Source organism: Streptomyces adustus (assembly GCF_009377175.1).
In the GTDB taxonomy this organism is placed as follows: Bacteria; Actinomycetota; Actinomycetes; order Streptomycetales; family Streptomycetaceae; genus Streptomyces; species Streptomyces adustus.
In genome coordinates, this window is sequence record NZ_VJZD01000180.1 from 1 (window position 1) to 20110 (window position 20110).

The 20110-nt window shown below is 72.6% G+C and carries 19 protein-coding genes, 1 rRNA gene and 1 pseudogene; 8 read left to right on the forward strand and 13 right to left on the reverse strand.

The annotated features are described in order from the left end of the window. Positions 1 to 246: pseudogene (locus FNH09_RS49015) on the reverse strand (transglycosylase family protein); the annotation flags it as partial. 7 nt (positions 247 to 253) lie between these two features. On the opposite strand from FNH09_RS49015, the gene FNH09_RS49020 reads away from it, so the two are divergent. From FNH09_RS49020 to FNH09_RS32635, 8 genes are all read left to right on the forward strand, one after another. Continuing rightward, entirely contained in the window at positions 254 to 829 is a 576-nt protein-coding gene (locus tag FNH09_RS49020) for a helix-turn-helix transcriptional regulator (RefSeq protein ID WP_420802799.1), read from the forward strand. Between the two features lie 84 nt (positions 830 to 913). Beyond that, positions 914 to 2524 carry an MFS transporter gene (locus tag FNH09_RS32605; RefSeq protein WP_162469424.1) on the forward strand — a complete coding sequence of 537 codons (1611 nt, stop codon included), beginning with the start codon at positions 914 to 916 and terminating at the stop codon, positions 2522 to 2524. A 16-nt stretch (positions 2525 to 2540) separates the two neighbouring features. Beyond that, complete coding sequence (locus FNH09_RS32610; RefSeq protein WP_152893505.1) at positions 2541 to 3074, forward strand: hypothetical protein; 534 nt, start codon at positions 2541 to 2543, stop codon at positions 3072 to 3074. 112 nt (positions 3075 to 3186) lie between these two features. Then, complete coding sequence (locus FNH09_RS32615; protein WP_152893506.1) at positions 3187 to 3384, forward strand: hypothetical protein; 198 nt, start codon at positions 3187 to 3189, stop codon at positions 3382 to 3384. A gap of 175 nt (positions 3385 to 3559) precedes the next feature. Next, entirely contained in the window at positions 3560 to 4210 is a 651-nt protein-coding gene (locus tag FNH09_RS32620; protein ID WP_152893507.1) for an HdeD family acid-resistance protein, read from the forward strand. A 111-nt stretch (positions 4211 to 4321) separates the two neighbouring features. Beyond that, entirely contained in the window at positions 4322 to 4732 is a 411-nt protein-coding gene (locus tag FNH09_RS32625; RefSeq protein ID WP_162469425.1) for an SHOCT domain-containing protein, read from the forward strand. Between the two features lie 155 nt (positions 4733 to 4887). Continuing rightward, positions 4888 to 5655, forward strand: a complete 768-nt coding sequence (locus FNH09_RS32630; RefSeq protein WP_152893509.1) for a helix-turn-helix transcriptional regulator — start codon at positions 4888 to 4890, stop codon at positions 5653 to 5655. After that, positions 5652 to 6632, forward strand: coding sequence for a threo-3-hydroxy-L-aspartate ammonia-lyase (locus FNH09_RS32635; RefSeq protein WP_162469426.1), 981 nt, complete (start codon positions 5652 to 5654; stop codon positions 6630 to 6632). Before FNH09_RS32630 ends, FNH09_RS32635 begins: the two co-directional genes overlap by 4 nt. Before the next feature lie 3 nt (positions 6633 to 6635). Here the strand turns inward: FNH09_RS32635 and FNH09_RS32640 are convergent, their stop codons facing one another. From FNH09_RS32640 to rrf, 12 genes are all read right to left on the reverse strand, one after another. Beyond that, on the reverse strand, positions 6636 to 8000 hold the full coding sequence (locus FNH09_RS32640; protein ID WP_152893521.1) for a vWA domain-containing protein: 1365 nt from the start codon (positions 7998 to 8000) through the stop codon (positions 6636 to 6638). A 17-nt stretch (positions 8001 to 8017) separates the two neighbouring features. Then, positions 8018 to 8875 (reverse strand): AAA family ATPase, encoded by an 858-nt coding sequence (locus FNH09_RS32645; RefSeq protein WP_152893510.1) that lies wholly within the window; start codon positions 8873 to 8875, stop codon positions 8018 to 8020. A gap of 198 nt (positions 8876 to 9073) precedes the next feature. Next, positions 9074 to 9721, reverse strand: a complete 648-nt coding sequence (locus FNH09_RS32650; RefSeq protein WP_162469427.1) for an LUD domain-containing protein — start codon at positions 9719 to 9721, stop codon at positions 9074 to 9076. After that, on the reverse strand, positions 9718 to 11196 hold the full coding sequence (locus FNH09_RS32655; protein ID WP_152893511.1) for a LutB/LldF family L-lactate oxidation iron-sulfur protein: 1479 nt from the start codon (positions 11194 to 11196) through the stop codon (positions 9718 to 9720). Before FNH09_RS32655 ends, FNH09_RS32650 begins: the two co-directional genes overlap by 4 nt. After that, positions 11193 to 11948, reverse strand: coding sequence for a (Fe-S)-binding protein (locus FNH09_RS32660; RefSeq protein WP_152893512.1), 756 nt, complete (start codon positions 11946 to 11948; stop codon positions 11193 to 11195). The genes FNH09_RS32655 and FNH09_RS32660 overlap by 4 nt, the downstream gene beginning before the upstream one ends. A 133-nt stretch (positions 11949 to 12081) precedes the next feature. Then, a complete protein-coding gene (locus FNH09_RS32665; protein WP_152893513.1) occupies positions 12082 to 13560 on the reverse strand; it encodes a rhamnulokinase in 1479 nt (492 codons plus the stop codon). Then, complete coding sequence (locus FNH09_RS32670; RefSeq protein WP_152893514.1) at positions 13557 to 15596, reverse strand: bifunctional aldolase/short-chain dehydrogenase; 2040 nt, start codon at positions 15594 to 15596, stop codon at positions 13557 to 13559. The genes FNH09_RS32665 and FNH09_RS32670 overlap by 4 nt, the downstream gene beginning before the upstream one ends. Positions 15597 to 16032: 436 nt before the next feature. Beyond that, positions 16033 to 17205, reverse strand: a complete 1173-nt coding sequence (locus FNH09_RS32675; RefSeq protein ID WP_152893515.1) for an acetoin utilization protein AcuC — start codon at positions 17203 to 17205, stop codon at positions 16033 to 16035. Next, positions 17156 to 18379: an MFS transporter gene (locus FNH09_RS32680; RefSeq protein ID WP_152893516.1), complete on the reverse strand. Its 1224-nt coding sequence runs from the start codon at positions 18377 to 18379 to the stop codon at positions 17156 to 17158. Before FNH09_RS32680 ends, FNH09_RS32675 begins: the two co-directional genes overlap by 50 nt. 66 nt (positions 18380 to 18445) lie before the next feature. Beyond that, entirely contained in the window at positions 18446 to 19186 is a 741-nt protein-coding gene (locus tag FNH09_RS32685) for a VC0807 family protein (protein WP_152893517.1), read from the reverse strand. A gap of 92 nt (positions 19187 to 19278) precedes the next feature. Beyond that, the gene (locus tag FNH09_RS32690) at positions 19279 to 19923 is read right to left on the reverse strand and encodes an HAD family hydrolase (protein ID WP_152893518.1); all 645 of its coding nucleotides are present in this window, start codon (positions 19921 to 19923) and stop codon (positions 19279 to 19281) included. Positions 19924 to 19985: 62 nt separating this feature from the next. Then, positions 19986 to 20102: ribosomal RNA gene (rrf, locus tag FNH09_RS32695) — 5S ribosomal RNA — on the reverse strand. Between the last annotated feature and the right edge of the window lie 8 nt (positions 20103 to 20110).

The window sequence follows — 20110 nt, forward strand, 5'->3', positions numbered from 1 at the left end:
CGCCGGGGCCGCGGGAGTCACCGGGACCGCGGGAACCAGCGGGGTCCCGGGAGTCACCAGGACCCCAGGGACCGCCAGGGTCATGGCAGCCACTGGGACCACGGGCACCGCCCAGGTCACAGGAGCCGAGGGGACCACGGAGGCTCTGGAGGCTGCGGGGGACTCGGGGGTCAGGAAGGACTTGCGGGCCTCGGGGACCACGGAGGCCTTGAGGGCCTCGGAGGCCTCGGAGGTCGCGGAGGCCACGGAGGCCTTGAGGGTCGCGGAGGAATCGGGGGGCGCGGAGGGCGCCGACGGTGACGGTCCGGCACCGGGCTTCCTGGACCGGCTGCCCGCACGTACGGGAGGGCCCGCGCTGACCGTACGGGCCACCCTCGTCCGCGCGCAGGCCGCCGACCGGGCCGGGGACGCCGCCGCCGCGCAGCGCCTGGTCGGCGAGGCGCTGCGGGAGGCCAGACGGGAATGCCTGCGTCGGCCGTTCATCGAGGCCGGGCCCTGGATCCGCCCGCTGCTCGGCACCCCCGCGAACCGGGAGCTGGGCCGCGGCTGGCTCACCGTCCGGCAGGGGCCGCACGCGGCGCCCGCCCGGCCCGCGGCCCCGGCCCACGCCGACGCGGAGCAGGGCGCGCCCGTCGTGGAGCGGCTCAGCGCCCGCGAACGCGACGTGCTGCAACGGCTGGCGCAGGTGATGTCGACCGAGGAGATCGCCGCCGACCTGTATCTGTCGGTCAACACCGTCAAGACCCACCTCAAGAACGTCTACCGGAAACTCTCGGTGAACCGGCGCGGCGACGCCCTGCGCCGGGCCCGCGAGCTGGGGATGCTGTGATCCCATCCCTTACGTCGCCCCTGACCCTGCTTCCGTCCCTGCTGCCCGCGCCCCGTTCGCGGCTGATCCGGCGAGGTGCACACCGTGACACACTGGCGCGCTCTGGCTGTTCTCGGTACGGCCCAGTTCCTGATGGTGCTGGACACGTCCGTCATGAACGTGTCCATCAGCCAACTGGTCGAGGACTTCGACACCGAGGTCACGGCCATTCAGGCGGTGATCACGCTCTACGCCCTGGTCATGGCGGCTTTCATGATCGTCGGTGGTCGGCTCGGGGACATCCTGGGACGCCGACGGCTGTTCTTCGCCGGTCTCACCGTCTACGCCGTCGGCTCGGCCCTGACGGCCGTGGCCCCCAGCCTCTGGTTGCTCGCCCTGGGCTGGTCGGTGATCGAGGGACTCGGCGCCGCGCTGGTGCTGCCCGCGATGGCCGCGCTCGTCGCGGAGAACTACCGCGGTCCGGAGCGCGCGGTCGCCTACGGGGTCATCGGCGGCCTCGCGGGGGCCGGCATCGCGGTCGGACCTCTGCTGGGCGGCTGGGTGACCACGTATCTGACCTGGCGTCTGGTCTTCGCCGGTGAGGTCGTGGTCGTGCTGGTCGTCCTGTGCTGCAACCGGGTGATCCCGAAGACCCCCCGCACCGACCCCGGGTACGGGCTGGACGGCGTGGGCGCCGCGCTCTCCGCGTGCGGACTCGGGCTGGTGGTGCTCGGTGTCCTCCAGAGCGGCTCGTGGGGCTGGGTCCAGCCGCGCAACGCTCCCTTCACCGTCCTGGGCTTCGCGCCGACCTTCTTCGTCATCGCGGTCGGGGGCGCCGTCCTGGTGGGCTTCCAGCACTGGGAGAGACGCCTGGCGGCCCGGGGCGGGGAACCCCTGGTGCACTTCGCCCTGCTGCGGCTGCCGGTGCTGCGTTCCGGGCTGATGGTCCTGCTGAGCCAGAACCTCATCCTGCTCGGACTGTTCTTCACCATCCCCCTGTACCTCCAGGTCGTACAGGGCTTCGACGCCTTCCAGACCGGACTGCGCCTGCTGCCGGTCTCCGTCACCATGCTCCTGGCCTCCGTGCTCGCCTCCCGGCTCGGGCAGCGCATCGGCGCGCGGGCCGTCGTCCGGCTGGCGCTGACGATCCTGCTGCTGGCCGTCGTCTGGCTGCTCGCCACCATCGAGCCCGTCATCGACGACACCCAGTTCGCGGCCGCGATGGCCGTCCTCGGGGTCGGAATGGGCCTGCTCGCCTCGCAGCTGGGCAACGTCGTGCAGTCCAGCGTCGGCGAGGAGGGCCGCAGCGAGGTCGGCGGTCTCCAGTACACCGCCCAGAACCTCGGCTCCGCGCTGGGCACCGCCCTCATCGGCTCCCTGCTCGTGGGCGCTCTCGCCCAGGCGTTCACCGTGCACGTCGCCGACGACCCGCGGATCTCGGCCGAGGCCCGCAAGCAGACCGGCATCGCCCTGGAGTCGGGTATCGCATTCGTCAGTTCGCAGCAGGTGCACACGGCCGCGGAGCAGGCCGGACTGTCCCGGGACGACGCCGACGCGCTCACCGAGTCGTACGCGAAGGCGCAGTTGGCGGGCCTGCGGGTGGCGATCCTGGCGGCGGGCGGGATCACCCTCGTCAGCTTCCTGGCCACCTCGCACCTTCCGGCCGTCCGGCCCCGCCGCGCGGCAGCGGACCCCCGGACCGAGACGATCTCCTGACCACCGGAGGAACACGATGGCCAAGGCGAAGTCCAGGGACACGACGAAGGCGCGGATCCGGCAGGAGCGCGCCACCAGCAGGACGCATGCCGACTACACGGGCGGTATCTACGGATCACTGCTGGCCGCCTCGGTCGTGGTGGGCGCGGGCACCCTCGGCCCGCTCCCGCGGCTCGAACTGGCGTTGCTGCTGCTCGCCACCGGTCTGGTCTTCTGGATCGCACACGTGCACGCCCAGCTGTTCGGCGCGCGACTGGTCCGGCAGTCCCTGGACCGGCACGTCGTCATGGCCGTGTGCCGGGAGGAGTGGCCGATCGTCAACGCCGCGGTGCCGCCCGTGATCGCCGTGGGCGTCAGTCCGCTGCTCGGCATGGACCTGGCCGGCACGCTCTGGCTGGCGCTGGCCGTCGCGGTGGCCGGGCAGGTGGGATGGTCGATCGCCGCCGCCCGGGAGGCGCGTGCGTCCTGGGCGCTGGCCGTCTCCGCGGGGGTCGTCAATCTCGTGATCGGGCTGCTGATCGTCGCGCTGAAGGTGGGGCTGACGCACTGACGGGACCGGCCGGCGCCGGTTCACCTCACCAGGGTGAGGCCGTACGCCGTCGAGCGACGGACCATCGTGGAGCGGGGGAGACAGCGCACGCCACCCGTGGGGAGGGCCGCCCATGCGCTACGAGTTCCGTGTCGACGGACACATGTCGAAAACGCTGGCCAAGGCATTCCCCGAACTGGAGTACGTCGTCGCGGCCGACCAGACCCTGCTCTTCGGGCCGGTCGTCGACGAGGCGCACCTGTACGGGCTGCTGGCCCGGTTCCAGTCGCTGGGCCTGCACCTCGCGGAGATGCGAAGGCTGGCGCAGTGAACTACCGGCCCGCCGCCGTCCCGCGCGGCGGCCGCCGCGCGCTTCCGCGCCGGGGTCACCCGGTTCGGGTGATCCCGGGGGACGAGGGCCGGGGAGACGCTGAAACCGAGCGGTCCGTGACCTCGCCGCGCCGGGACGCGACTCCCGGCCGGCGACCGGCACACGAGGAGGAGCCATGACCGTACCGCCTCGTCCGACGCCTCCGGCCGGACCGGAGCACACCCCCGCCCGGCACGGCCCGAGCGGCGCGGACGACCCCGAGCGGGTGCTCGGCGCCATCGGCTCGTCCTGGCACTGGGCCCTGGCCACGGCACTCGCGACCCTGCTGCCCGGCATCCTGATCCTGGTGTGGCCCGACGAGACCCTGCACATCCTGGCGGTCATCATCGGCATCTACCTGCTGCTCGCCGGGTTCTTCCGATTCATCATGGCCTTCGGCCCGGAGAGCCACGGCGAACGGATCACCCGGCTCCTGCTCGCGGTGCTGTTCGTGCTGGCCGGTGTGCTGTGCCTGCGCAACCCGCTCCAGACGATCGCCGCGCTCTCCCTGATCGTCGGCGTGACCTGGCTGGTGTCCGGCATGGTCACCGTCTACCTGGCTGTCGCCGCCAAGGGCCTGCCGCACCGCGGCATCCTGTTCGGCGCGGGCGCGCTCGGGGTCGCCGCGGGAATCGTGGTGCTCGCCCTGCCCACCGAGTCCGCGGTCGTCCTGACCCGGCTGCTCGGCCTGTGGCTCGTACTGCTTGGCCTGCTGGAGGTGGGCGTGGCGTTCACCCTGAGAGCCGGGCTCAGCAGGGCCGCGAAGGACCGCGGACTCACCTTCTGACCACCGAGGAAGCTCACCCGTCCCGGGTGAGGCGGCCGGGCGGTCCACCGCCCACGCTGGATGCGCACGAACCGACGACGGGCGACCGCCCCGTACGGAGGAGGACGGAAAGTGGACGGAAACGTGTACCTCGCCTACGACTACCCGCTGCTGAGCACGTTCTGGACCATGCTGTGGTTCTTCCTGTGGATCCTGTGGTTCGTCCTGCTCTTCCGCATCATCGTCGACATCTTCCGTGACGACTCGCTCGGCGGCTGGGGCAAGGCGGGCTGGCTGGTCTTCGTCGTGGTGCTGCCCTTCCTCGGTGTGTTCGTCTACGTCATCGCGCGTGGCAAGAACATGGGCCGCCGCCAGATCGAACAGGCACAGGCGCAGAAGGCGGAGTTCGACAGCTACATCCGGCAGACCGCCACCACGCCCAGCAGCGCCGACCAGCTCGCCAAGCTGTCCGAGCTGCGGAGCAAGGGAGACATCACGGACGAGGAGTTCCGCCGCGCGAAGGAGAAGATCCTGGCCGCCTGACCGGCCCCGGAGCGAGTACGTCCCGCCGCGCGGGCGCGGTACGGCAAGGGCAGACCCCACCGGGTCTGCCCTTGCCGTTTCCCCCGCCTTCGGGTTAGATTTTTCGTACAGAGATTGGACTGAAAATCCAGACACCGGATGTCAGGGGGACGCGGATGACGGATCCGAACCGGGAGCGGGAGCGGGACGCGATCCTCGGCGCCCTGGCCCCGGTCCTCGACGGGATCGTGGCGACCTTCGGGCCGGTGTGCGAGGTGGTGCTGCACGACTACCGGCGTCCGGAGCACTCGGTGGTCGCCGTCGCGGGTTCGGTGACGGGCCGTGCGGTGGGCGGGGCGATGAGCGAGATCGGCATGCGGGTGCTGGCCCGCGGCGACCACGCGTCCGACGAGCTCAACTATCTGACCCGGACCGGCTCCGGAGCCCTCGTCAAGGCGTCCACGATGGTGCTGCGCGACTCCACGGGCGCCGTGTTCGGCGCGCTCTGCGTCAACGTGGACGTGACCGCGGTCGGCCAGGCCCACGCCCTGCTCGGCGCACTCGCGGGATTCGGGGGCGGCACCGCCGAGCCGCCCGTCACGACGTACGGCAACGACATCGACTCGGTCGTCGACGCCATCCTCGACACGCATCAGTCGCGCCACCACCAGCCCTGGGCCGCGCTGGACCGCCCGCAGCGCCTGGAGCTGTTCCGCGGACTGGACGAACGCGGCGTGTTCGCGGTGCGGCGCTCCGTCGAGCAGGTCGCCTCCCGCCTCGGCATCTCGCGCGCGTCCGCCTACACCTATCTCTCGCAGTCGAGAGCGACGGGCCCGGAACCCGGCTCACCCGCACCGGGCTCACCCGCACCCGCCACGGCCGCCTCCAACCCGGCCGCGGCCACCCCCGCCACCGACCGGACCGACGAGGGAGTACAGCCGTGACCGCCGCCGCACCCCTGCCCATCACCCTCGACGACGTCCTCGACGCCGCCGCGCGGCTCAAGGGCGTCGCCCACCGCACACCGGTCCTGCGCTCCAGGACCCTCGACGGCCTGGTCGGCGCGGAGGTGTTCCTCAAGTGCGAGAACCTCCAGCGCGTCGGGGCCTTCAAGTTCCGCGGCGCCTACAACGCGCTCTCCCGGCTCGCCCCCGCGCAGCTCGCCCGGGGCGTCGCCGCCTACTCCTCGGGCAACCACGCCCAGGCGGTCGCCCTGGCCGCCCGCGAACTGGGCACCACCGCCGTCATCGTGATGCCCGAGGACGCCCCGCGCTCCAAGCGGGACGCGACCGCCGGCTACGGCGCAGAGATCGTCACGTACGACCGCTACACCGGCGACCGGGTCGTCATCGCCGAGGCCCTGGCCGCCGAGCGCGGTCTCACGCTCGTCCCGCCCTACGACCATCCGGATGTGATGGCGGGCCAGGGCACCGCCGCCCTGGAACTCCTGGAGGAGGTCGGCGAGCTGGACCTGCTGGTGGTACCGGTCGGCGGCGGCGGGCTGATCGCCGGCAGCGCCACCGCGGCCAAGGGGCTGCGCCCGGGCATCCGGGTGACGGGCGTCGAACCGGAGGCCGGGGACGACACCCGGCGCTCGCTGGCCGCGGGCCGGCGGGTCACCGTCCCCGTGCCGCGCACCATCGCCGACGGCCAGGCCCTGCACACCCCCGGCGAACTGACCTTCGCCGTCAACCGCCGGCTCGTCGACGACATCGCGCTGGTCTCCGACGACGAGATCAGGGACGCGATGCGGTTCGCCTTCGAACGGCTGAAGACGGTCGTCGAGCCGAGCGGCGCCACCCCGCTGGCCGCGCTGCTCGCGCGCCGCGCGGGCCCCCTCCCGCCCCGGGTCGGTGTGATCGTCTCCGGCGGGAACATCGACGCCGCCCGCTTCGCCGCCCTCTGCGCGGAACCGGCCTGACGGTCACACCGGCAGCAGCCGCCCCACCAACGCCTCCAACTGCCGTACGTTGCGGCACTCGTGCATCTCGACCAGCTCCGCGTACGCCGCGGCGGCCGAGTCGCCGGTGCCCCACTGGGCCCGCGGCTCCGGATTGAGCCAGTACAGGCGGCGGGCGCGCTCGCCGATCCGGCGCACGGCCGCCAGATTCGGGTCGCTCATGTTCGTCCGGCCGTCACCCAGCACGAAGACGGTCGTGCGCGGCCCGACCGCGGCCTCGTACCGCTCCGCGAACTCGCCCAGCGCGACGCCGTAGTCGCTGCTGCCGTGCCAGCCGGTCAGGGTCGCCTCCGCCCGGATGCGCGCGCTCAGGCCCTCGGGGTCGGCCGCGCCGCGCACCAGCAGACCGGTCACCTCGTCGACCCGGTTGACGAAGGCGAACACCCGCACCTTGCTGAACTGCTCGTGCAGCGCCTGCACCAGCAGCATCGTGAAGTCCGAGAATCCGGACACCGAGCCCGACACATCGCACAGCAGCACCAGCTCGGGGCGGACCGGCCGCCGTCGGCGCAGCACCGGCCGCATCGGCACCCCGCCCGTGGACAGCGAACCGCGCAGCGTCCGCCGCAGATCGATGGTGCCGCGGGCGGCCCGGCGGCGGCGCGCGGCCAGCCGGGTGGCCAGCTTGCGGGCGAGCGGTTGCACGCTCCGGCGCAGCTCGGCCAGCCGGTCCCGCCCGGCGAACAGGAAGTCCACCCGGTCGGCGCTCGGGGCCACCGCGCGCCGGGCGATCTCGTCGCGGCCGCGCCGCTCGGCCACCCGCCGTCGCGCCTCCGTCGCCACCTGCCCCCGGAAGGTCTCGATCCGCCGCCGGATCTCGTCGTCCAGCAACCGGTCGGCGAACCCGGAGCCACCGCTCCGCGCGCGGACGTCGTCCCGGACCCGCGCGAACAGGGTCTGCGGCCGGATCCGGTCGAGGGCCTGGTACGACGACCAGCCGTCCGAGCCCGGCGAACTCCCGTACCCGCCGAAGCCGTCGACCGCCTCGGCCGCCAGCCGTCCCAGCAGCGCCGCGTCGTCGGCGGCCAGGGCCAGCGCGAGCCGTTCGCGCAGGTCCTCCCGGTCCGCGGGAGCCTCGACGGTCGGCGCCCCGATCCGGCTCGGGAAGTAGAGGTCGAAGACCGGGTCGAACACCCGCCGCTGGCCCTCCGTGTGCAGGAGCGTCGCGGCCAGGCCCGCCCGCAGCAGGTCACGGTCGGCCAGGCCCAGGGCGGCCACCGCCTGTGCCGCGTCCACGGTCTCTCCGGTGCCGACGCGCAGACCGTGGGCGCGCAGCGCGGCGACGAAGCCCGTCAGCCGGGCCGCCACGTCGTCCGCCGGCACGGTCATGCCGTCCGTCGACGCGGTCATACGGCGTCCAGGTCGAGCTTGGCGCCCGCCTTGAGGATGTCGTCCTGGTGCTTGAGGAGCACCCCCAGGCTGGCGCGTACGACGTCCTCGTCGAGGGTGTCGGCACCGAGCGCGAGCAGGGTGTGCGCCCAGTCGACGGTCTCGGCGACCGACGGCACCTTGCGCAGGTCCATCGCGCGCAGCGCGCCGACCACCCGGACCACCGACGCCGTGAGCGCCTCGCTCAGCTCCGGGACCTTCTGCCGCACGATCCGCCGCTCCAGCTCCTCCTCGGGGAAGCCGATGTGCAGGAACAGACAGCGCCGGCGCAGCGCCTCGGACAACTCGCGGCCGGCGTTGGAGGTGAGCACGACGAACGGGCGGCGGGTCGCCGTGATCGTCCCGAGCTCGGGAACGGTGATCTGGAAGTCGCTGAGCACCTCCAGCAGCAGGCCCTCCACCTCGATGTCGGCCTTGTCGGTCTCGTCGATCAGCAGGACCGTCGGCTCGTCGCCGCGGATCGCGGTCAGCAGCGGGCGGGGGAGCAGGAACTCCTCGCTGAAGATGTCCGTGCGCGCCTCGTCCCAGCTCTCGTCGCGCCCGGCGCTGATGCGCAGCAACTGCTTGGCGTGGTTCCACTCGTACAGCGCGCGTGACTCGTCCACGCCCTCGTAGCACTGGAGCCGGACCAGCCGGGCCTCGGCCACCCGGGCCACGGCCTTGGCGAGCTCCGTCTTGCCGACGCCCGCGGGGCCCTCCACCAGCAGGGGCTTGCCGAGGCGGTCGGCGAGGAAGACGGCGGTCGCCACGGCGGGGGAGGCCAGATAGCCGGTCGCCGCCAGGCGGGCGGTGACATCGTCGACGGACGTGAACAACGGGGGCCTCCGGTGGTCGTGGGCGAACCGGGCTCCGGTCGTCCGTCCAGGCGCGTGCCGCTTGACTGTGCAGATTACTGGCCAAGCGCTTGCTCACCCATGCTGTCACCTGCTCCCCGGTGAAGCCAAGGCCGGGTGCTCCCCGGTGAAGCCGAGGCCGGGCCGCAGGGTGGGTCAGGCACCCCGTGGCCCGGCCCGTCACTCGCCGCCGACCAGCACCACCTCCAGCGTGCGAGGGCCATGCACGCCCTCCACCCGGTCCAGCTCGATGTCGCTGGTGGCGGAGGGGCCGGAGATCCAGGTCAGCGGGCGCGCCGGGTCGAGGCGTCCGAGGGCCTGCGGCACGGATGCCACGACCTGGTCGGGGACCCGTACGACACAGATGTGGTGGTCCGGGATCAGGGTGATCCGGCGGCGGCCCTGCTCCGGTCCGCCGTCCAGGACGATCGTCCCGGTCTCGGCGATCGCGACGGCGCAGCCGGTGACCACGCTCGCCACCCCGTCGAGTTCGGCGGGCGTGCTCTCGGCCCGGTCGTCGACCCGGGTGGGGCCGCCCGCGGACAGCCACTCCGGCGGCAGCCCCGGCGGCACCAGCACGTACGGCGACCCGTGCTCAGCGAGCAGCCGCATGATGACGGCCGGCAGTTCCTCCTCGGTGGCGCGGTGCACGATCGCCCGGTAGTCCGCGAGGTTCTCCGCCAGCAGGTCCACCGTCGCCTCGACGCCCAGACCGCCGTGCTCGCGCAGATAGGCGCGCTCCACCGCCCGCTCGTACGGAGTGTCGTCCCGCGGCACGTCGGCGAGCGCCCGCCGCACCCGGCCCAGGATCCGTTCCCTGCTGCTCACTTCGCGCCGTCCTTTCCGCCGTTCGTACGCTGCCACCAGTCGCGGAACGGTTCCGCGGGCACCGGCGGCAGGTCCCGGGTCGCGCTCCAGGCCCGGCCGGGACCGGGCAGGGACCGCGGATGCAGCCGCCGGGTGCGGGAGGCGAGCCGCTGCCCGGCACGCAGGACGCCCGGCCGGGCGAACGCCCAGCGCGCCGCCCGCATCGCCGCCCGTTCGGCGGCGTGGCCCTTCGCGGGCCTCAGCACCACCTTGTTGCCCTCGCGCGTCACCTCGCCGCCCTCCGCGATCCGTTCGCGCAGATGCACCAGCACCTCGGGGATGTCGATGGCGACGGGGCAGACCTCGTAGCAGGCGCCGCACAGCGAGGAGGCGTACGGCAGCGAGGCGTCGATCTCGCTCGCGGTGCCCCTGAGCTGGGGGCTGAGGATCGCGCCGATCGGGCCCGGGTAGACCGAGCCGTACGCGTGGCCGCCGGCCCGCTCGTACACCGGGCAGACGTTGAGGCACGCCGAGCAGCGGATGCAGCGCAGCGCCTGGCGGCCGACCTCGTCGGCGAGGGTGTCGGTGCGGCCGTTGTCCAGCAGCACCAGATGGAAGACGCGCGGCCCGTCCCCGTCACTGGTGCCGGTCCACGTCGAGGTGTACGGGTTCATCCGCTCGGCCGTGGAGGAGCGGGGCAGGGTCTGGAGGAACACCTCCAGGTCGCGCCAGGTCGGCACGATCTTCTCGATGCCGACCACCGAGATCAGCGTCTCGGGCAGGGTCAGGCACATCCGCCCGTTGCCCTCCGACTCGACGACCACGAGCGTGCCGGTCTCGGCGACCATGAAGTTGGCCCCGGAGATCCCGACCTTGGCGCGCAGGAACTTCTCCCGCAGATGCAGCCGGGCCGCCTCGGCGAGCTCGGCGGGGGTGTCGGTGAGCCCCTCGGGGGCGGCCCTTCCCCACTCGCCCATCTCGCGGGCGAAGATGTCGCGGATCTCGCCGCGGTTGCGGTGGATCGCCGGGACCAGGATGTGCGACGGCCGGTCCTTGCCCAACTGCACGATCAGCTCGGCGAGATCGGTCTCGTAGGCGCGGATGCCCTCGGCCTCCAGCGCCTCGTTGAGGCCGATCTCCTGGGTGGCCATCGACTTGACCTTGACGACCTCCGACTCGCCGGTCTCCTTGACCAGAGCGGTCACGATCCGGTTGGCCTCGTCGGCGTCGGCGGCCCAGTGGACGACGCCGCCGGCCGCGGTGACGGCCTCCTCCAACTGCACGAGGTAGTCGTCGAGACGGCGCAGCGTGTGGTCCTTGATCTGCTTGCCCGCCTCGCGCAGCGCGGCCCAGTCGGACACCTCGGCCACGGCGTTCGCCCGCTTGGCCCGGATGGTGTGCGTGGCGTGCCGCAGATTGGCGCGCAGCGTCCCGTCGCCGACGGCCTCGCGCGCGGCCACGGGGAAGGCCGGCATTCCCACGAACGTCCCGCTCATACGGCCGGTTCCTCCTCGGTGCTCGCCAGGATCTCCGCGAGGTGCACCGGCCGGATGCCGGCGCGCAGCCTGGTCATGGTCCCGCCGATGTGCATCAGGCAGGAGTTGTCGGCCGCGCACAGCACCTCGGCGCCGGTGGACTCGGCGTTGCGCACCTTGTCCGCGCCCATCGCGGCCGAGACGTCGGCGTTCTTCACGGCGAAGGTGCCGCCGAACCCGCAGCACTCCTCGGCGCCCGGCAGTTCGACGAGTTCCAGCCCCTTCACGGCGCCCAGCAGCCGCCGGGGACGGTCGCCCAGGCCCAGGCTGCGCAGCCCGTGGCAGGTCGGGTGGTAGGTCACGGTGTGCGGGTAGTAGGCCCCCACGTCCGTCACCCCGAGCACGTCGACCAGGAATTCCGACAGTTCGTACGTCTTCGGCACCACCGGAGCCAGCGTGGCGGCGAGGGAGTCCCCGCGCCCCTCGGCCCGCGCCCGCTCGCCCATCCGCGGGTACAGCTCCCGCACCATCGCCCCGCACGACCCCGAGGGGGTCACGATCGCGTCGTACTCACCGAAGACATCGGCGAAATGCCGGGCCAGCGGCTCCGCCTCGTGCCGGTAGCCGGTGTTGTAGTGCGCCTGTCCGCAGCACGTCTGCGCCGCCGGGAAGTCGACGTCGACGCCCAGTCTGGTCAGGAGCTTCACCACCGCGCGGCCGGTGTCCGGATAGAGCGTGTCGTTGACACAGGTCAGGAACAGTGCGACACGCATCGCGGCTCCTAGTCATGGATCGCATGGATCATCGGATGAGTGCTGGGCGCCTCCCCCCGCGCGTCGAGCGTAGTGGGGAGGCGCGGACCAGCAGGGGAAGCGGGGAGTCGGGGGAAGCGGGGCGAGCCCCGGCTCAGCGCGTGCCGAGCCGGGCCTGCGCCGCGCGCCACACGGCCGGGTCGCCGCGCGGTTCGTAGCGGGTCAGCGGCTGGGTACGGGCCAGCAGACCCCGCATGTCGGCGAGGTCGCCGACCACCCCATGGGCCCGGCCCTGCACCAGGACGTTGCCGAGCGCGGCGGCCTCCGTCGGGCCGGCCACCACGGGCAGCCCGCAGGCGTCGGCGGTCAGCTGGCACAGCAGGGCGTTGCGGGTGCCGCCGCCGACGATGTGCACGACGTCGACCGGATGGTCCGCCAGCCGCTGGGCCTCCTCGACGGCCCGGCGGTGGGCCAGGGCGAGCGAGTCGAGGATGCAGCGCGTGGTCTCGGCCCGGGTGCGCGGCACGGGTTCGCCCGCGGCCCGGCAGGCCTCGGCGATCCGCTCCGGCATCCGGCCGGGCGCCAGGAAGGCCGCGTCGCCCGCGTCCACCACCGAGCGCAGCGGCGCCGCTTCGGCCGCCTCGCGCAGCAGCTCGCCCAGGTCGGGATCGCCCCAGGCCCGTACGCACTCCTGGAGCAGCCACAGCCCCATGATGTTGCGCAGATAGCGGACCGTGCCGTCCAGCCCCAGCTCGTTGGTGAAGTTGGCGGCCCGGCTCTCCTCGGTCAGCACCGGCGCGTCCAGTTCGAGACCGGCCAGCGACCAGGTGCCGGTGCAGATGTACGCGAACCGCTCGCCCGTCGCGGGCACCGCGGCCACCGCGGACGCCGTGTCGTGCGAGCCGACCGCCGTGACCGGCACCGGACCGCTCAGCCCGGTCTCCTCCAGCACCTCCTGCCGCAGCAGACCCGCCGGGTCGCCGGGCCGGCGCAGCGGCGCGAACAGGCCGAGGTCGACACCCAGCCGGGCGGCGACGTCGTACGACCACTCGCGCGTGCGGGGATCGATCAGCTGGGTCGTCGAGGCGTTGGTCAGCTCGGTGCCCTGCTCGCCGGTCAGCCAGTACGCCAGCAGGTCCGGAACCAGCAACAGGTGCTTGGCATGGGCGAGTTGGGCCGAACCCTGGGCCGCCGTGAGCTGGTACAGGGTGTTGAAGGGGGCGTACTGGAGCCCGGTGTGCGCGTACAGCTCGGCGGCCGGGACGGTCGCCCAGACCTTCTCCGCGACTCCCTCGGTGCGGGCGTCGCGGTAGTGCACGGGGTTGCCGAGCAGTGCGCCGTCCGCGTCCAGCAGTCCGTAGTCCACCGCCCAGCTGTCGATGCCGACGGAGTCCAGCCGGCCGCCGCGGCCGGCCCCGGCCGCCCGCAGCCCCTCCAGCACTCCCGCGTACAGCCCGAGGATGTCCCAGCGCAGCCCCTCCGGCACCCGGACCGGCCGGTTGGGGAAGCGGTGCGCCTCGGACAGCTCCAGGAGGTCCGGGCCCACCCGGCCGACCATGACGCGCCCGCTGGACGCGCCGAGGTCGACCGCGGCGTACGACCGCACCGTGTACGGCGTGTCGACGGCGCTCATCGCAGGAACGCGGCCGCCACACCCGCGTCGACGGGGACGTGCAGTCCGGTGGTGTGGGTCAGGTCGCCGCCGGTGAGGGCGAACACGGCGTTGGCGACGTGCTCGGGCAGCACCTCGCGCTTGAGCAGGGTCCGCTGCGCGTAGAACTCGCCCAGCTTCTCCTCCTCCACCCCGTACACGGCTGCCCGCTGGGCACCCCAGCCGGCCGCGAAGATCCCGGAGCCGCGCACGACCCCGTCCGGGTTGACGCCGTTGACGCGGATGCCGTGCTCGCCCAGCTCGGCGGCGAGCAGCCGCACCTGGTGGGCCTGGTCGGCCTTGGTCGCGGAGTAGGCGATGTTGTTCGGACCGGCGAAGACGGCGTTCTTGGACGCGATGTAGACGATGTCGCCGCCCAGCTCCTGGGCGATCATCACCCGGGCCGTCTCGCGCGAGACCAGGAAGGAGCCGCGGGCCATGATGTCGTGCTGGAGGTCCCAGTCCTTCGCGGTGGTCTCCAGCAGCGGCTTGGACAGCGAGATCCCGGCGTTGTTGACCACCAGGTCGATGCCGCCGAAGGCCAGCAGGGCCGCCGCGACCGCGTCGGCGATCTGCTCCTCCGAGGTGACGTCGACGGTCACCGCCACGGCCCTGTCCGGGCCGCCGAGCTCCTCGGCGACCGCGGCCGCGTTCTCCGCGTTCAGGTCGGCGACGACGACACAGGCGCCCGCGGCGACCAGCCGGTGCGCGATCGCCTTGCCGATGCCGCTGCCCGCGCCGGTGACCAGGGCCACGCGCGTGGCGAGCGGCTTGGGCTTCGGCATCCGCTGGAGCTTGGCCTCCTCCAGCGCCCAGTACTCGATGCGGAACTTCTCCGACTCCTCGATCGGCGCGTACGTCGACACCGCCTCGGCGCCGCGCATCACGTTGATCGCGTTGAGGTAGAACTCGCCGGCCACCCGCGCGGTCTGCTTGTCCTTGCCGAAGGAGAACATGCCGATGCCCGGCACGAGCACGATCGCCGGGTCGGCGCCGCGCATCGCGGGGGAGTCGGGCCCGGCGTGCCGCCGGTAGTAGCCGGCGTACTCCTCGCGGTACTCGGCGTGCAGCTCCTTCAGCCGCGCGACCGCCTCGTCGAGCGGGGCACCCGGCGGCAGGTCCAGGACCAGCGGCCGCACCTTGGTGCGCAGGAAGTGGTCGGGGCAGGAGGTGCCCAGGGCGGCGAGCCGCGGGTGCTCGGCGCGCGCGAGGAAGTCGAGCACGGTGTCGGAGTCGTCGAAGTGCCCGACCTGCGGCCGGTCCTTCGAGGCGACGGCACGCACGTACGGCGCCAGGGCCGCAGCGCGCTCGCGCCGCTCGGCCTCGGGCAGCGCCCCGTAGCCCTCGATCACCGCTCCGAACGGCTCCGGCCTGCCCCGCTCGGCCAGGAACGCCTCGGCGGTGCGGATGATGTGCAGCGAGTTGCGCTCGCACTCCTCGGAGGTGTCGCCCCAGGCGGTGATGCCGTGCCCGCCGAGGACGCAGCCGATCGCCTGCGGGTTGGCCGCCTTGACCGCGGCGATGTCCAGTCCGAGCTGGAAGCCGGGCCGCCGCCAGGGCACCCACACCACCGTGTCGCCGAAGCACTCGGCGGTCAGCTTCTCGCCGTCCGCGGCGCACGCCAGCGCGATCCCCGAGTCCGGGTGCAGATGGTCCACGTGGGCGGCGTCCACGAGCCCGTGCATCGCGGTGTCGATGGAGGGGGCCGCACCGCCCTTGCCGTGCAGGCAGTAGTCGAACGCGGCCACCATCTCGTCCTCGCGTTCGACGCCCGGGTAGACGCCGGCGAGGGCCCGCAGCCGGTCCAGCCGCAGGGCGGCGAGACCGTCCTGGGTGAGCGTGCCGAGGTCGCCGCCCGAGCCCTTGACCCACATCAGCTCGATGTCACCACCGGTGACCGGGTCGGTGTCGGAGCCCTTCGCGGAGGTGTTGCCGCCCGCGTAGTTGGTGTTGCGGGGATCGGCGCCGAGCCGATGGGACCGCGCGAGCAGGGCGGCGGCTTCGGGATGAGTGGACATGCGGATTCCTTAGGTCACGTTGGGAAACGGGCTCTTCCGAGCGAACGAGGTGGCCTTCCGGCCGGGTCGGCTCCCCGACCGGGAAGCCTTCTGTCGGGCCCCGCAAGGGGCGCGGGGCCCGCCGGGCGGGCCAGGGGCGCGGCTCTCAGGGCCGGGGGCGGCCCCTTGCCGGGAGGCCTTCCGGCGGTCCACCCAGGGGCGCTTCCGGCCGGGGACGGCCCCTGATCGGGAGGCCTTCCGGTGGCCCACCCAGGGGCGCGGGGAACTGCGCGACAAGCCACGACGCACCCGCGCGGAGCCCTCCCGGCGGGCCAGGAGGGGTCCGGCCGGGGACGGCCCCTGATCGGGAGGCTTTCCGGTGACCCACCCAGGGGCGCGGGGAACTGCGCGACAAGCCACGACGCACCCGCAGGTCACAACACCCCCAGCGGCGCGACTACGCCAGCATCCCCCGCAACGGAAACACCGCCCGCCGCGTGGCAAGCACCGCCTGGTCCAGACGATCGGCCGGGTCGTACCCGGACTCCCAGTCCGCCCAAGCCACCGGCCACCGCCCGTCGGTCATCCGCATCGGCGCCAACTGCCGCGCCCGCGCGAACACTTCCTGCCGCCAGCTCTCCGGAATCACCGTCTCCGGGGCGATCTCCCGCCCCGCCGCGATGCCCACCAGATGCGTCCACGACCGCGGCACGACCTCCACCACGGCGTACCCGCCCCCGCCCAGCGCGACCCAGCGCCCGTCGGCGTACGTGTGCGCCAGCTCGTGACAGGCGAGCTGCACGGCCCGCTGCGCGTCCAGCGACACCGCCAGATGCGCGAGCGGATCCTCGAAGTGCGTGTCGGCCCCGTGCTGGCTCACCAGCACCTGCGGCCGGAAGTCCGCGATCAGCTCCGGTACGACCGCGTGGAACGCCCGCAGCCACCCCGCGTCCCCGGTCCCGGCCGGCAGCGCCACGTTCACCGCCGTGCCCGCGGCACCCTCCGCCCCCGTCTCCTGCGGCCACCCCGTCTGCGGGAACAGCGTCCGGGGATGCTCGTGCAACGAGATCGTCAGCACCCGCGGGTCCTCCCAGAAGGCCGCCTGCACCCCGTCGCCGTGATGCACGTCGACATCCACGTACGCGACCCGCTCGGCACCCAGTTCCAGCAGCCGCGCGATCGCGAGCGCGGCGTCGTTGTAGACGCAGAACCCGGAGGCGGAGCCGGGCATCGCGTGGTGCAGCCCGCCCGCGAAGTTCACCGCGTGCAGCGCGTCCCCGCGCCACACCGCCTCCGCCGCCCCCACCGACTGGCCCGCGATCAGCGCCGACACCTCGTGCATCCGGGCGAAGGCGGGATCGTCCTCCGTCCCCAGCCCGTACGCCTGGTCGGCCGCCGCGGGATCCGCCGACGCGGCCTTCACCGCCTCGACGTAGTCCCCCCGGTGGACGAGCCGCAGGGTCGACTCCCCGGCCGGCTTCGCCGCGACCACGTCGACGTCCTTGTCCAGCCCGAAGGCACCGACCAGGCTCCGGGTCAGGGCGAGCCGGACCGGATCCATCGGATGGTCCGGACCGAAGTCATAGCCCGTTACTGCCTCGTCCCACATCAGCTGTGCGCGGCCGCTCATGCCCGTCACCGTATCGGTCCGGTCGCGCGGCGAACGACCTGGCGTACACCAACGTCACCAGCACCAACACCATCGGTACGAGCATCGCCCCGCGGTAGCTCCAGGCGTCCCCGAGCGCGCCCACCAGCGGCGAACCGATCAGGAATCCGACGTAGTTGAAGATGTTCAGCCGCGCGATCGCCGCGTCCGACGCCCCCGGGAACAGCCGTCCGGCGGCGGCGAAGGTCTGCGGTACCAGCACGCACAGCCCCAGACCCAGCAGGGTGAACCCGAGCATCCCGACCCACGCCCCGGGCGCCCCGGCCACCACGGCGAACCCGGCCGCCGCCACCAGCGCGCCCAGCCGCACCACCGCCGCGGCCCCGAACCGACGTACCCCGAAGTCCCCGATCGTCCGCCCGAGCAGCGTCGTCACCATGTACACGTTGTACGGGACGGTCGCCAGCTGCTCCGAGCTCCCCAGGGTGTCCTGGAGGTACTTCGCGCTCCAGTTGGAGACGGTCGAGTCACCGATGTACGCGAAGGTCATCACCAGGCACAGCGGAAGCAGCAGCTTGAACACCAGACCGCTCCCGGCGCCCGACTCGGCGCCGCTCTCGCCGTCCACCGACCCGGGGTCCCCGTCGACGTACCACCGGCTGCCGACCAGCGCGGCCGGCAGCAGCACCGCCACCACCGGCAGATACGACACCCACAGCGCCAGATGCCAGTGCGCGCCCACCCACGCCAGCGAGGCGCCCACGATCCCGCCCAGGCTGTACACGGCGTGGAAGCTGAGCATGATGCTGCGCCCGTACGCCCGCTGGAGGCTCACCCCGAGCATGTTCATCGACGCGTCCAGCGCACCCACGGCCAGCCCGAACGCGGCCAGCGCGATCGCCAGCTCGACCATCCGGTCCCCGGCTCCGACACCGAGCAGCGCCAGCAGCACGACCGGCTGGGACCAACGCAGCAGCCGGCTCGGCGGTATTCGCTTCACCAGCTGCTCGGTCGTCACACTGCCGACGCCCGCGAGGACGGGAACGGCGGCGAGAAAGGCGGGCAGGAGCGCGTCCGAGACGCCGTACCGGTCCTGGATGGCCGGGATCCGCGTCACGAGAAGGGCGAAGGCGGCGCCCTGGGCGAAGAAACTGAACGCCAAAGAGGCCCTACCGCGCCGCAGCACATCTGTCATGGCGGCGAGCGTAGGGCCCCGGGCTACCTGTGGGTAGATCAAGCCAAAGATGAATTTCGCTCAGCTTTACCTGGTGGCGGCGACCGCCGGGACCGATCCGCGGGTTCCGGCGGACGCGGCCGGGCCGGAACCGGCGACCACCGCACCCTCGCACCCGGCCTCGGCGATGACCATGTGCGCCATGGGACCGGCGGCCAGCGCACCGCTGATCAGGAACCCGAGGGTCATCCCGACGACCAGGATCACCGAGCCGAGCCAGACCATCGTGTCCACGGGCAGCGTGTACGCGCCCACGACCCGCACGACGCACTCCGCGAGCAGCACCACACCCCACACCAGCGAGAAGACCCGCTCGGCCCGCCGGAAGCCCGGCGAACCCGCCTGGAGCCGCGCCCAGGCGGCCTCCCGCCCCGCGTCGCCCTTCACCAGCCAGGGCTTCATGGCAGGGGTCATCATCGGCTTCCCCATGACCACGGAGACCAGGACTCCGATGGCGATGACGCTGCTGACGCCGCTGTCCTTGGCGAGCATCAGCCGCGGGTCGCCGGCGACGAAGCTGAGCAGCAGGGCGACCACGTTGACGCAGAGGATCAGCATGGCGAAGGCGTTGACCGTGCGCTCCTTGGCCAGGCTCCACACGGTGCGCACGGCCGGCGCGACGCTGCTGAGTGCGAGCGCCATCAGCGTGCTCGTCCCGAACCCGTTCTTGAACAGGTAGTACGACCCGATCGGCACCGCCACGTCCACGAGGAGCGGCGCGAAGTTGGCGGCCTTGCTCTGGCTCTGGCTCTCGGTGTTCGTCGTCATGCCCTCAGCTTCCCGCTCGGGCCCGGTCCGCCAGTAGAAACGATCGTCCGGAGCTCCGCATGACAAATGTCAGCACACCGCGCTGCCCGGGGTCACACCAGCAGGTCAGCCAACTCGCCGTGATCCGAGAAGAGTTGGTTGGCCCCGGCGAGGCGCTCCACGGGTGTCATGGCGGTGAGCCCGTACACGTCCATCCCGGCCGCGACGGCCGCCTGCACCCCGAGGGGACTGTCCTCGATGACGACGCACTTCCGCGGCGGGACGCCCATCCGTTCGGCCGCGTACAGGAAGAGGTCCGGCGCCGGCTTTCCCCGCCCGACGTCCTGGGAGCTGAAGATCCGGTCCTCGTCGAACCAGCGGTCGAGCCCGGTCGTGCGGTGTCCCACCCGGATCCGTTCGTGGCTGCCCGACGAAGCCACGCAGTAGGGCACGCCGTCCGCCGTCAGCTTCGACAGGACGTCGGCGACTCCGGGCACGGGCTTCAACTCCCGCTCGAAGGCGGCGAACACCCGCGCATGGAAGACGTCGTCGAAGTCCGGGGGCAACTGCCGGCCCGTGCGCTCCTGGACGAGGTCATGGATCCGGTGCATCGCGGATCCCATGTAGTCACGGATGGAGTCCTCGTACGAGGTGGGGTGCCCGAGTTCCGTCAGGTAGGCCGCCAAAAGCCGGTTGGAGATCGGCTCGCTGTCGACGAGGACTCCGTCGTTGTCGAAAATAATCAGGTCGTAGCGCATGAGGTCGAGCCTAAACGCAGAAAACCCCCGTGCCGAAAGGCACGGGGGTTTTCTCAAAATTTGTTCGGCGGCGTCCTACTCTCCCACAGGGTCCCCCCTGCAGTACCATCGGCGCTGTGAGGCTTAGCTTCCGGGTTCGGAATGTAACCGGGCGTTTCCCTCACGCTATAACCACCGAAACACTATG

Coding starts and splice junctions, on each gene's coding strand:
- FNH09_RS32655 (WP_152893511.1), bottom strand. CDS start 11,196: ATGAGCGGGACGTTCGTGGGAATGCCGGCCTTCCCCGTGGCCGCGCGC.
- FNH09_RS32610 (WP_152893505.1), top strand. CDS start 2,541: ATGGCCAAGGCGAAGTCCAGGGACACGACGAAGGCGCGGATCCGGCAG.
- FNH09_RS32620 (WP_152893507.1), top strand. CDS start 3,560: ATGACCGTACCGCCTCGTCCGACGCCTCCGGCCGGACCGGAGCACACC.
- FNH09_RS32685 (WP_152893517.1), bottom strand. CDS start 19,186: ATGACGACGAACACCGAGAGCCAGAGCCAGAGCAAGGCCGCCAACTTC.
- FNH09_RS32675 (WP_152893515.1), bottom strand. CDS start 17,205: ATGAGCGGCCGCGCACAGCTGATGTGGGACGAGGCAGTAACGGGCTAT.
- FNH09_RS32665 (WP_152893513.1), bottom strand. CDS start 13,560: ATGAGCGCCGTCGACACGCCGTACACGGTGCGGTCGTACGCCGCGGTC.
- FNH09_RS32660 (WP_152893512.1), bottom strand. CDS start 11,948: ATGCGTGTCGCACTGTTCCTGACCTGTGTCAACGACACGCTCTATCCG.
- FNH09_RS32670 (WP_152893514.1), bottom strand. CDS start 15,596: ATGTCCACTCATCCCGAAGCCGCCGCCCTGCTCGCGCGGTCCCATCGG.
- FNH09_RS32630 (WP_152893509.1), top strand. CDS start 4,888: ATGACGGATCCGAACCGGGAGCGGGAGCGGGACGCGATCCTCGGCGCC.
- FNH09_RS32690 (WP_152893518.1), bottom strand. CDS start 19,923: ATGCGCTACGACCTGATTATTTTCGACAACGACGGAGTCCTCGTCGAC.
- FNH09_RS32640 (WP_152893521.1), bottom strand. CDS start 8,000: ATGACCGTGCCGGCGGACGACGTGGCGGCCCGGCTGACGGGCTTCGTC.
- FNH09_RS32680 (WP_152893516.1), bottom strand. CDS start 18,379: ATGACAGATGTGCTGCGGCGCGGTAGGGCCTCTTTGGCGTTCAGTTTC.
- FNH09_RS32615 (WP_152893506.1), top strand. CDS start 3,187: ATGCGCTACGAGTTCCGTGTCGACGGACACATGTCGAAAACGCTGGCC.